The following is a 12,271-nucleotide window of genomic DNA, read 5'->3' on the forward strand; positions in this document are numbered from 1 at the left end:
ACAATGAATGAGCGGATAGCGTATTTATTCCAGAATGCCGATTCACTATCTCGTGCTGCAACGCAACAGCGAGGGTGCGTCATGCCCGCGATCGCCGCGCAGAAATTGCAACCGGTCCTCTCCGTCTTCTGGCGGGAGGAAACCCTGAGCGCCCGTGGGGAGAGCTTCACCGGCCGCCTCTACGTCCCCGCCGAGGTCCCGGACAATGCCGGCTTGGTGCTGCACCTGCATGGCGGCCACTTCAACAGCGGCTCGCCGGCCGAGGGGCAGGCCGTCGCCACGGCCTTGACCGAAGCTGGCGCAGTCGTGTTCTCGCTCTCCTACCCGCTCGCGCCGGTGCAGCGCTTCCCCGAGACGCTGGAGCGCATCTATGCAGCGCTCGAGGCTCTTGCCAGGGGGCGCAATCGCTGGGCGACGCGCGGCGCGCCGCTCTACATCGCCGGCGAGGAAGCCGGCGGCAATCTCGCTGCGGCACTTGCCATGATGGCGCGCGATCGCGGCGGCCCGGCGCTGGCCGGCCAGATCCTGTTTTCGCCGATGCTCGACGCTTGCCTCGGCACCGCCTCGCTGCGCGGCGCGCAGGCCGGCCCGGTCGGCTGCCGCTGGGCCGATGGCTGGGCCGACTATCTCGGCACGCCCGAGCGCGCCGCCCACCCCTACGCCGCCCCGCTTCAGGCAACACGCCTCGCCGGCCTGCCGCCGGCCCTGCTGATCAGCGGCCAGGACGATCCGATGCGCGACGAAGCCACGCAATATGCCGCTCGCCTCGGCCAGGCCGGCATCGCCGTCCGTCATGTCGAGTTCAGCGCGCCGACCCGTTGGCCGCAGGCCTATGCGGATGCGGCCGAGGAAGGCTCCTGTCTCTGCAAGAGCTGCGGCGAGATCGCCGCCTTCTATGAACGGACCGCGCCCTCCTAGCGCCCGCTCTCTTTCGAACACTCCAAGCATTTCCAAGGAAGGACCGACCCCATGATTCCGGGAACGAACCGTCGCGGCCTTTTGGCCGGCCTCACTGCCTCCGTCGCGCTGACCGCCATCACGGTCTTCGCATTATCCGGAACCCGCGCGCAGGGCGACACCGCCCCTGCCGCGCCGCCTGCCGTCCCCGTCTCCGTCGCGACCGTCGAAGCGCGCGAGGTCGTGCCCTGGGCCGAATTCTCCGGCCGGCTGGAGGCGATCGAGCGTGTCGAGTTACGCTCGCGCGTCGCCGGCGTCGTCGAAGCCGTGCACTTTCGCGAGGGCAATCTCGTGAAGCAGGGCGAGCTGCTCGTCAGCATCGACCAGGCGCCCTATCTCGCCGATCTTCAGCGAGCCGAGGCGCAGGTGCAGGGCGCGAAGGCGCGCGTCGCGCTCGCCGAGAGCGAGAACGAGCGTGGCCAGCAGTTGCTGGCGACCCGCAACCTCTCGCAGCGCGACGTCGATACCCGCGTCAACAACTTGCGGGAGGCGCAGGCCAATCTCCAGGCCGCCGAGGCCGCCCGCCGCACGGCACAGCTCAACCTCGACTACACCCAGATCCGCGCCCCGATCAGCGGCCGCATCGGCCGGCTCGACGTCACCATCGGCAACCTGATCGCGGCCGGCGGGCAGGTCCTGACCTCGCTGCTTTCGGTCGATCCGATCTATGCTGCCTTCAATGCCGACGAGCGCAGCGTGCTCGACGCTCTCGCCTCGCTGCCCGACGGCTCGCGGGCGCTGGAGCAGATCCCGGTCAGGCTGACCACCGCGACGGCGCAGGCCGCGCAGTTCACGGGCAAGCTGCATTTCGTCGATAACGGCATCGACGGCGCCAGCGGCACGGTCCGCGTCCGCGCCCAGCTCGACAATCCCGACGGCAAGCTGATGCCCGGCCAGTTCGTCCGGGTCCAGCTCGGGCAGGCCAGGGCCGAGCAGCAACTCGTCATCAACGAGCGCGCCGTCGGCACCGACCAGAACAAGAAGTTCGTCTTCGTCGTCGGCGATGACGCCAAGGCGGCCTGGCGCGAGGTCTCGCTCGGCGCCGCCCATGACGGCCTGCGCGTCGTCATCGCCGGCCTGAAGCCCGGCGAGCGCATCGTCGTCAACGGGCTCCAGCGCGTGCGCCCCGGCGCGACGGTCGCACCCGAGCCGGTGCCGATGGCCGAGAAGAGCGAACTGAAGAAGCCCGCGACCGAACTCGCGCAACGCTGACATCAATGACCCGCCACGGACGCCGCAAGGGCGGGTCCGTGGCCGCAGGTCCAATAAGCCGCTCGAAAGGGGGCGCACCATGAACCTCTCGAAATTCTTCATCGACCGGCCGATCTTCGCGGCGGTCCTCTCCGTGCTCATCTTCCTGGCAGGGTTGCTCTCGATCAGGGCCCTGCCGATCTCCGAATACCCGGAGGTCGTCCCGCCGACGGTCGTCGTGCGGGCGCAATATCCGGGCGCGAGCCCGCGCGTGATCGCCGAGACGGTGGCGACGCCGATCGAGGAGCAGATCAACGGCGTCGAAGGCATGCTCTACATGTCGAGCCAGGCGACGACGGACGGCGTCATGACGCTGAACGTCACCTTCCGCTTGGGCACCGACCCGGACAAGGCCCAGCAGCTGGTGCAGAACCGCGTCAGCCAGGCCGAGCCGCGCCTGCCCGAGGAGGTGCGCCGGCTTGGCGTCACCACGGTCAAGAGCTCGCCCGACCTCACGATGGTGGTGCACATCACCTCGCCGAACGGCCGCTACGACATGACCTATCTGCGCAATTACGCGGTGCTGAACGTCAAGGACCGGCTCGCCCGCATCGACGGTGTCGGACAGGTCCAGCTCTTCGGCTCGGGCGATTATTCGATGCGCGTCTGGCTCGACCCGCAGAAGGTCGCCGAGCACGGGCTCTCGCCCGGTGATGTCGTGCGCGAGATCCGCGCCCAGAACGTCCAGGCCGCGGCCGGCGTCATCGGCGCTTCGCCGAACGCGCCGGGCCTCGACCTGCAGCTTTCGGTCAATGCTCAGGGCCGCCTCCAGAACGAGGAGCAGTTCGGCGAAATCATCGTCAAGACCGCAGCCGACGGCGCGGTCGTCCGGCTGAAGGACATCTCCCGCATCGAATTGGGCGCTGCCGACTATGCTTTGCGCTCGCTGCTCAACGGCAAGTCGGCCGTCGCTGTGCCGGTCTTCCAGGCACCGGGCTCGAACGCCATCGCGATCGCCGACCGCGTCCAGGAAACGATGCGCGAGATCAAGCAGAACATGCCCGAGGGCGTCGACTACTCGATCGTCTACGACACCACCCAGTTCGTGCGCGCCTCGATCAAGGCCGTCATCACCACGCTGCTTGAGGCGGTGGCGCTCGTCGTGCTCGTCGTCATCGTCTTCCTGCAGACCTGGCGCGCCTCGATCATCCCGCTCGTCGCCGTGCCGGTTTCGGTCGTCGGCACCTTCGCGGTGATGTATCTCATGGGCTTCTCGATTAATGCGCTCAGCCTGTTCGGGCTGGTGCTCGCCATCGGCATCGTCGTCGACGACGCGATCGTCGTGGTCGAGAATGTCGAGCGCAATATCGAGAACGGCCTCTCCCCGCGCGAAGCGACCTACAGGGCGATGCGCGAGGTCTCCGGCCCGATCATCGCGATCGCGCTGGTGCTGGTCGCGGTCTTCGTGCCGCTGGCCTTCATCTCCGGCCTGACCGGACAGTTCTACCGCCAGTTCGCGCTGACCATCGCGATCTCGACGGTGATCTCGGCGATCAACTCGCTGACGCTCTCGCCGGCTCTCGCCGCGCTGCTGCTGAAGGGCCACCACGCTCCCAAGGACGCTCTGACCCGCTTCATGGACAAGCTGTTCGGCTGGTTCTTCCGCGCCTTCAACCGCTTCTTCAACCGCTCCTCCGAGGCCTATGGCGGCGGCGTGCGCCGGGTGATCTCGCATCGCGCGATCATGCTCGCGGTCTATGTCGTCCTGCTCGGAGCGACGGGCGTGCTGTTCAAGGCGGTGCCCTCGGGCTTCGTCCCCGGACAGGACAAGCAGTATCTCGTCGGTTTCGCGCAGCTGCCCGATGCCGCGACCCTCGACCGAACGGAGGACGTCATCCGCCGCATGGACGAGATCGCGCTGAAGCATCCGGGCGTCGAGAACGCCATTTCCTTCCCCGGCCTCTCGATCAACGGTTTCACCAACTCGTCGAATTCCGGCATCGTCTTCGTCGGCCTGAAGCCCTTCGACCAGCGCAAGGACCCGGCCCTGAGCGGCAACGCCATCGCGATGCAGCTCAACAAGGAGTTCTCGGGCATCAAGGAGGCCTTCATCGCAATGTTCCCGCCGCCGCCCGTGCAGGGCCTCGGCACCATCGGCGGCTTCAAGCTGCAGATCGAGGATCGCGCCGGGCTGGGCTATGCCGCGCTGGACGAGGCGACCAAGGCCTTCATGGCCAAGGCCGCGCAGGCGCCGGAGATCGCCGGCATGTTCTCGAGCTTCCAGGTCAATGTCCCGCAGCTCTATGCCGATATCGACCGCACCAAGGCCCGCCAGCTCGGCGTGCCCGTGACGGAAGTCTTCGACACGCTGCAAACCTATCTCGGCTCGACCTATGTCAACGACTTCAACCGTTTCGGGCGCACCTACACCGTGCGCGTCCAGGCCGATGCACCCTTCCGCGCCCAGCCGGAGCATATCGGCCAGCTCAAGGTGCGCTCGACCTCCGGCGAGATGATCCCGCTCAGCGCGGTGCTGAACGTGCGCACCGATTCCGGGCCGGAACGTGCCATGCGCTATAACGGCTTCCTCTCGGCCGATATCAATGCCGGCGCGGCTCCGGGCTTCTCCTCGGGACAGGCGCAGGAGGCGGTGGAGCGCATCGCGAAGGAGACGCTACCCAAGGGCTTCGCCTTCGAATGGACCGAACTGACCTATCAGGAGATCCTGGCCGGCAACTCGGCGGTGATCGTGTTCCCGGTGGCGATCCTGCTGGTCTTCCTCGTGCTGGCCGCCCAGTACGAGAGCATGACCCTGCCGATCGCGATCCTGCTGATCATCCCGATGGGCCTGCTGGCGGCGCTGACCGGCGTCTGGCTCTCGGGCGGAGACAATAACGTCTTCACCCAGATCGGCCTCGTGGTATTGGTCGGACTATCCGCCAAGAACGCCATCCTGATCGTCGAATTCGCGCGAGAACTCGAATTCGAGGGCAGGACGCCGGTCGAGGCCGCGATCGAGGCCAGCCGCCTGCGTTTGCGCCCGATCCTGATGACCTCGCTCGCCTTCGTCATGGCCGTGGTGCCGCTGGTGGTCTCGACCGGGGCCGGCGCCGAGATGCGGCAGGCGATGGGCATCGCGGTCTTCGCCGGCATGATCGGCGTCACCGCCTTCGGCATCTTCCTGACGCCGGTCTTCTACGTGCTGATGCGCAAGCTCGCAGGCAACCGCCCGCTCGCCCGGCACGATATCGAGCAGCCGGTCCTGCAGGCTGCCGAGTAAGCCTAGGCAATGAGAGGGAACCGCCTCCAGCCACTCGGCCGGAGGCGGTTTCGCTTGAGCCGCGTCAGCGATAGCGCCGCTGCACGGTGAGATGGGCGATCATGGTGAGCAGGATCGTCGCAGTCATCAGGATGAACGAGATCGCGCCGCCGAAGGGCCAGTTGTTCTGCTGCGCGAACTGGCCATAGACCAGCGGCCCCATCATCTGGAATTTAGGCCCGCCCAGCAGCACCGGCGTGGCATAAGCGTTCATCGCCAGGATGAAGGTCAGGATCGTGCCGGCGAGAATGCCGGGCAGCGCCAGCGGCCAGAGCACGCGACGGAACATCGCCGCGGGGCCTGCGCCGAGGCTGAAGGCCGCCTCCTCGACATTGCGCGGAATGCCCTCGATCACGCTCTGCAGCGTCAGCACCATGAAGGGCAGGTTGACCGCGATGATGCCGATCAGCACGGCATTCTCGGTATACATGATCTCCAGCGGCTGATCGATCAGCCCTAAGCCCATCAGCGAGGCGTTGAACGCGCCCTTGCTGCCGAACAGCGTCATCCAGCCGGCGGCGCGCACGGCATTGCCGACAAAGAGCGGCAGCACCACCGCGATGACCATCAGGTTCTTGAAGCGGCTCTGCGTGCGCGCCAGCACATAGGCGAGCGGGAAGCCCATGATCAAGCAGGCCAGCGTGCAGATCACCGCGACGCGAACCGTGCGGGCGAGCACGTTGAGATAATAGGCATCGGTGAAGAACTTGACGTAGTTCTCGATCACCAGCGCGTCGACCATGAACTGGCCGGGCACGAACTTGTTGAGCGAATAGCGGAACAGGATCGCCAGCGGCCCGATCAGCATGAGCGCGACGAAGAGCGTCGCCGGCATGACGAGCAGGCCGGCGAGTCTGGTCCGTGCACCGGCGACGGCTTCGGGAGCGGCGCTCATGAACCACTCCCCAAGCTTATGTCAACGGCATGGTTTGACCGTTCGCCAGCGCGAGCCGGGAGCGCAGAAAGCCGCGTCAGGCGGCCGCGATGGTCGAACGGACGAGGCATGTCAGCCCTTGAAGACCTTGTCCCACCACTCCTTCATCGCCGCGTCGTTCTTGGCGAGGAAGGCGTAGTCGAGATCCTTGAGGGTCTTCTCTTCCTCAGGCGTGAAGCCGATGCGCTTGTGCAGCGCCGGATCGACATTGAGGCCGGTGACCGTGCCGTTATAGCCCATGTCGACCGCGAAGGCCTCCTGCGGCGCCTTGGCCAGCATCGCGTCCATGTAAGCGTAGGCGTTGTCCTTGTTGGGCGCGTTCTTCTGGATCACGAAGCCAGAGACATAGGTCGGAATGCCCTCGATCGGCGAGACCGCCTCGCAGGGGATGCCGGCGTTCTGCCACTGCACGACGCGCGCCTTCCAGATCGCGCTGATGCCGACTTCCTCGTTCTTCATCGCCTGGGCGAAGGCCTCGTTGGTCGGATAGACACGCGCGCCGGCCTTCTTGACCGCGAGCAGGACCTCCTTGGCCTTCTCGATGTCGTTCATGTCCTTGCCGCCGGTCGCAGCCATCGAGGCCGCGATGAAGATCGACTGGTACTGGATGTCGATGAAGCCGATCTTCGAGCCCCATTTCGGGTCGAGCCAGTCCTTGAAGCCCTTCGGCGCCGGCGAGATGATCTTGGGATTGTAGATCACGACGTTGCCCGAATAGATGTGCCCCATGCCATAGGGGTACTTCATCGTCGGCAGCAGGTTCTTGGCGTTGGGCAGCTTGGAATAGTCGATCTGCTCGAGCACACCGGCTTCGTTCATCTCGTACATGTTGGCGGCCGACAGGCCCTGGATGTCGACCGTGCCGCGCGGCAGGCGCCGCTCGGCGACCATCTTGGCGCGGCGCGGCGCATCGCCGGCCTGATCCTGCACCACCTCGAGGCCCTTGGGCTTGAGGATCGGGTCCTCGATATTCTTGGTCAGGAGCCGCGCATAGTCACCGCCCCAGGTGCCGACGACCACGCGCCCGCCGGATTGAGCAAGAGCCGGCATGCCGGTGGCCGTGGCCAATGCGGCCGCACCGGCGCCTTTCAGAAGATCCCGCCTGTCGAATGAAGCCATGGTATTCCCCTCGTTTCTGGACGCCGATTGGGAGCTTTCAAGCCCCTTGCGGATAGACGAGCCCGGCGCTTTCGGCCCAGCCTATCGTGATGGTTTCGCCGACATGCGGTTCGGCGAGCCCGACCTTGTTCGGGATTTGCAGGAGCATGCGGTCCTGCTCGTTGAGCGCGACCTGCACGTCGAGAAGTGCACCGAGATAGGAGGCATGCTCGATCCGGGCCGGGAAGCGGTTGGGCAGGCCGTCCGCCTCGCCGCCGACCGCGATCCGCTCCGGCCTCAGCGCCAGCGTCGCCGGCCCAGCCGCGCCAGCCGCGGTGCAGGCGATGTCGAGCCCGCCGGCCGTGCGGAAGCGGCCCTGCCCGGTGACCTGCCCCTCGATGAAGGCACTGCGCCCGATGAAGCCCGCGACGAAGCGATCGGCCGGCTTCTCGTAGAGCTCGCGCTGGGTGCCGATCTGGCGCACCTGCCCCTTTTCCATGACGACGAGGCGGTCCGCCATCGTCAGCGCTTCCTCCTGGTCATGGGTCACCATGATCGTCGTCAGGCCGAGCTTCTGCTGCAAGTCGCGGATCTCGATCCGGACTTCGAGCCTGAGCTTGGCGTCGAGATTCGAAAGCGGCTCGTCGAGCAGCAGCACCTTCGGCTCCATCGCCAGCGCGCGGGCGAGCGCGACGCGCTGCTGCTGGCCGCCGGAGAGCTGGCGCGGATAGCGCTCGTCGAAGCCGCCGAGCCGGACAAGACGCAGCGCCTCGGCGACGCGCGGGCCGCGCTCGGCCTGCGGCACCTTGTGCATCTCCAGTCCGAAGGCGACGTTCTGCCCGACGGTCATGTGCGGGAACAGCGCATAGCTCTGGAAGACCAGCCCGCAATGGCGCTTCCACGGCGGCAGGTTGGTGACGTCCTGCTCGCCGATGGTGATCGCCCCGGAACTCGGCGCGATGAAGCCGGCGACCATGCGCAAGGTCGTGGTCTTGCCGCAGCCGGAAGGGCCGAGCAGCACCAGGAACTCGCCATCGGCGACGGCGATGTCGACATCGTCGACGACCGTCAGCGCGCCATAGGTCTTCTTCAGATGCGAAATCGAGAGCCGCGCCATCCGTTCACACCACCCGGCTCAGTTTGACATAGCGATCGGTCACGATCATCGCGACGCAGATCAGGACGATCTGGATGAGAGAGGCCGCGGCCACCGTCGGATCGATCTTCCATTCGAGATACTGGAGAATCGCGATCGGCAGCGTCGTGCGCCCCGGCCCGACCAGGAACAGGCTCATCTCGAGATTGCCGAACGAGGTGACGAAACCGAACAGGGCCGCCGCGACGATGCCCGGCCGGATGCTCGGCAGCGTCACTCGCCAGAAGGTCGTGACCGGGCCGGCGCCGAGATTCTGCGCGGCCTCCTCGATCGAGCGGTCGAAGCCGGCGAGGCTCGCCGTCACCAGCCGCACCACCCAGGGGATGACGACGAGCGTATGCGCGGCGATAAGGCCGGCGAGCGAGCCCATCACCGGCAATTGCGTGGCGATCTCGACCTCGATCTGGAAGACATAGGTCGCGGTGCCCAGCACGATGCCCGGCATCACCAGCGGCAACAACAAGAGCGTGCTGACGCCCGGCCCGAGCGGAATACGGTGACGTACCAGCGCGAGGCTCGCCGGCACGCCGAGGACGAGGCCGATCAGCGTCGATGCGACGGCGACCTGAAGGCTCAGCATGAAGCCGTCGATGAAGGGCTTGTTGTTCGCCGCGGCGGCGAACCATTTCAGCGAGTAGCCTTCCGGCGGGAAAGACGGAATCTCCTGCCGGAAAAAGGCAAGCCAGGTCACGAAGATCAGCGGCAGCAGGATGAAGCCGAGCGAGAGCGCGGCCGCACCGTTCAGCGCATAGCGCCCGAAGCGCTGCGAACCGGCGCTCACCCGGCGTTGTCCCGATGGCAGGCCGCTCCGGCTGCCTGCCGCTTGTTGTGCACTGTGAAAGCCAAAGCCGTCCCCTTGTTTGCGTGACAGTTTGCGACGCCAGTTACAAACAGTGAAGCCCGCTTTTCCGTCATCGGCTGGCCGGCGCCTGGGCAGGCCTCAGTGCAGCGTGTTCTTGTGGAAGGCGCCACCCTTCATGATCGCCGCCAGGTGCTTGCCCTGCTCCTGGAACAGCGCGAGATCCTTCAGCGGATCGCCATCGACGAGGATGAGATCGGCGAAGGCGCCGGTCTGAACCGTGCCGACCTTGCCTTCCATGCGCAGGATCTGGGCACCGACCGTCGTCGCCGAGCGGATGATCTCCAGCGGCGAGAGCACCTCGCGACGCAGCAGGAACTCGCGCGACTGCTCGCTCTGCAGCTGGCCGAGCAGGTCAGAGCCATAGGCGACGGGCACGCCGGCGCGCTTGCAGATTTCGAGGGACCGCAGGCCGCCATCGATGACGAGATCGTTCTTGGCCAGCATGTCGCCTGTCATGCCGAACTCGGCCGCCCGCTCCTTCATCGCGTAATAGGCGACGAGATTGGCGGTGAGGAACATGTTGTTCTCCGCCATCAGCTTGGCGGAGGCCTCGTCGATCAGGTTACCGTGCTCGATCGCGCGCACGCCGCATTGCGCCGCCCGCGTGATCGCCTCCGGCGTATAGGCGTGGGCGCAGACATAGCGCCCGAAGGCCTTCGCCTCCTCGACGGCTGCCTTCACCTCGTCCACGCTGAACTGCATCGAATCCAGCGGGTCATAGGGGCTCGCCACACCGCCGGACATCATGATCTTGATATGGTCGGCACCCAGCCGCATCTGCTCGCGCACCGACTTGCGCACCGAGGAGACACCGTCGGAGACGTTCATCGTATAGGCCATGGCGTTGCAGCAATGGCAGCGTGCGCCGAAATCGGTGCGCCGGCGCGGGTCGCTATGGCCGCCGGTCGGGCCGATGGCAGCGCCGGCGATGAACAGGCGGGGACCCGCGACATCACCCTTCTCGACTGCCTCCTTGATGCCCCAGTCGGCGCCGCCGGTGTCGCGCACGCTGGTGAAGCCGCGATCGAGCATGCCCTTCATCAAGCGGACGGCGCGCGCCGTCATCAGCGTCAGCGGCATGCTCTCCATCGTCCGGATATAGACCTCGGACAGGAAGACATGGACATGGCTGTCGATCAGGCCGGGCATCAATGTGCGGCCGCCGCAATCGACCACATCGGCCTTGGCCAGCTTCAGCGGCTTGTCGGAAAGCTCGCGGATTTTGTCGCCCTCGACGACGAGCTCATAGCCCTGTCGGAGCTCACCGAAACCGGGTTCGAGCAAAGCGAAGTTCTTGAAATGCAACATCGTCATTCCCGCCTCCGAACATGCTTGCCGGCGCACACCCGGCTCCAGACGAGCGCATGATATGCACGCAACATCCAACTTGTCGACAGAGCAGAAGCGTTTGGATCCGCTTTCCGAGAATATCCTTCGTCCGCCGCCGATCTAGGGGGTGTCCTGCCGTGAGCGACGTTGCGCCACCGCTCGATGGCAGCTTCACTGCGGCCCGAACGGAGATTCGTACGCGCCATGCCGGGACCACTGGACGGGATCAAGATCGTCGACCTGACCACGGTCATCGCCGGCCCCTATGCGACGCAGACGCTCGGTGACATGGGCGCCGATGTCCTCAAAGTCGAGCCACCGGGCGGCGACATCATGCGCGCCCCCGGCCCGGCCCGTTCGCCCGGCATGGGCGCAGCCTTCCTCAACTGCAACCGCAACAAGCGCAGCATCGCGCTCGACATGAAATCGGCCGAGGACCTTGCCCGCCTGCGCGCGCTCATCGCCGATGCCGACATTTTCATCCACAACATGCGCATGGAGGCCGCCCGCCGTTACGGGCTCGATCCGGAGACGCTGCTCGCCGGCCATCCACGCCTGATCTATTGCGCCATCGTCGGCTTCGGTCAGGCCGGGCCCTATCGCGACCGCCCGGCCTATGACGACGTCATCCAGGCCGCCTCGGGCTGGGCCGCGCTGGCCGAGCGCAGCGGCGATGCGCCGGCCTACGCCCCCACCATCGTCGCCGACAAGACCACCGCCCTCTTCGCCGTCGGCGCGATCAATGCCGCGCTTTATCACCGCGCTGTCTCCGGAGAGGGCCAGGCGATCGAGGTCCCGATGTTCGAGGCGATGGTCTCCTTCCTCGCGGTCGAGCATCTCGGTGGCCGCAGCTTCGCGCCCGCACTCGGCCCAAGCGGCTATTCGCGCGTCCTGTCGCGGCATCGCCGGCCCTATCGCACGGCGGACGGCTTCATCGCCGTGATGCCCTATACGGCGGCGCATTGGCATGCCCTGTTCCAGGCGGCCGGCCGGGAGGATTGGGCCGCGGAACCGGCGCTCAGCGACGGAGCCGCCCGCGCCGCGATGATCGACACGCTCTACGAACGGCTGGCGGAGTGCCTGCTGCACCGTCCGTCCGCCGAGTGGCTGGCGATCCTCGACCGGATCGATGTGCCCTGTTCCGCGATCAACACGCTCGACGACCTGCTCGACGACCCGCATCTGAAGGCGACCGGCTTCTTCGAGACGGTCGAGCATCCCGAGGAAGGGCGGCTGGTGACGACGAAACCGCCGATTCGCTTCAGCCGGACGCCCTGTGCGATCACGAAGCAGGCACCGAGCCGGCCGCGCTGAGCGCGCATTGCGCCGGCCGCGCCATCGGCGTGCTTGCTGTCGGCGCCACGGAATGCGAGAACGCCGAACAGTGCGAACAAGGGCCGGCCGTGCCGGAATGAAAGCACTGTT

Annotated in this window: 9 protein-coding genes; 4 read left to right on the top strand and 5 right to left on the bottom strand. The window is 66.5% G+C overall.

Translation table 11 applies throughout. From position 1 onward, the window contains the following. The first annotated feature begins 81 nt into the window (after window positions 1–81). The 3 genes from NUV79_RS08335 to NUV79_RS08345 all read left to right on the top strand — a co-directional run bounded on the left by NUV79_RS08335 (window position 82) and on the right by NUV79_RS08345 (window position 5,428). Complete coding sequence (locus NUV79_RS08335) at window positions 82–918, top strand: alpha/beta hydrolase fold domain-containing protein (RefSeq protein ID WP_257732610.1); 837 nt, start codon at window positions 82–84, stop codon at window positions 916–918. Between the two features lie 51 nt (window positions 919–969). After that, entirely contained in the window at window positions 970–2,169 is a 1,200-nt protein-coding gene (locus tag NUV79_RS08340; RefSeq protein ID WP_257732611.1) for an efflux RND transporter periplasmic adaptor subunit, read from the top strand. Between the two features lie 79 nt (window positions 2,170–2,248). Next, window positions 2,249–5,428, top strand: coding sequence for an efflux RND transporter permease subunit (locus tag NUV79_RS08345; RefSeq protein WP_257732612.1), 3,180 nt, complete (start codon window positions 2,249–2,251; stop codon window positions 5,426–5,428). A gap of 64 nt (window positions 5,429–5,492) precedes the next feature. Here the strand turns inward: NUV79_RS08345 and NUV79_RS08350 are convergent, their stop codons facing one another. The 5 genes from NUV79_RS08350 to NUV79_RS08370 all read right to left on the bottom strand — a co-directional run bounded on the left by NUV79_RS08350 (window position 5,493) and on the right by NUV79_RS08370 (window position 10,831). Continuing rightward, window positions 5,493–6,362: an ABC transporter permease gene (locus NUV79_RS08350; RefSeq protein WP_257732613.1), complete on the bottom strand. Its 870-nt coding sequence runs from the start codon at window positions 6,360–6,362 to the stop codon at window positions 5,493–5,495. 111 nt (window positions 6,363–6,473) lie between these two features. Then, on the bottom strand, window positions 6,474–7,520 hold the full coding sequence (locus NUV79_RS08355) for an ABC transporter substrate-binding protein (protein ID WP_257732614.1): 1,047 nt from the start codon (window positions 7,518–7,520) through the stop codon (window positions 6,474–6,476). A gap of 37 nt (window positions 7,521–7,557) precedes the next feature. Continuing rightward, a complete protein-coding gene (locus NUV79_RS08360) occupies window positions 7,558–8,616 on the bottom strand; it encodes an ABC transporter ATP-binding protein (protein WP_257732615.1) in 1,059 nt (352 codons plus the stop codon). A 4-nt stretch (window positions 8,617–8,620) separates the two neighbouring features. After that, window positions 8,621–9,436, bottom strand: coding sequence for an ABC transporter permease (locus NUV79_RS08365; RefSeq protein WP_257732616.1), 816 nt, complete (start codon window positions 9,434–9,436; stop codon window positions 8,621–8,623). A gap of 159 nt (window positions 9,437–9,595) precedes the next feature. Beyond that, window positions 9,596–10,831, bottom strand: a complete 1,236-nt coding sequence (locus NUV79_RS08370) for a metal-dependent hydrolase family protein (protein ID WP_257732617.1) — start codon at window positions 10,829–10,831, stop codon at window positions 9,596–9,598. A gap of 219 nt (window positions 10,832–11,050) precedes the next feature. On the opposite strand from NUV79_RS08370, the gene NUV79_RS08375 reads away from it, so the two are divergent. After that, window positions 11,051–12,160 carry a CaiB/BaiF CoA transferase family protein gene (locus tag NUV79_RS08375; RefSeq protein WP_257732618.1) on the top strand — a complete coding sequence of 370 codons (1,110 nt, stop codon included), beginning with the start codon at window positions 11,051–11,053 and terminating at the stop codon, window positions 12,158–12,160. Window positions 12,161–12,271: the final 111 nt, after the last annotated feature.

Origin of the sequence: Allobosea sp. 47.2.35, assembly GCF_024655635.1 — a bacterium.
GTDB lineage: Bacteria > Pseudomonadota > Alphaproteobacteria > Rhizobiales > Beijerinckiaceae > Allobosea.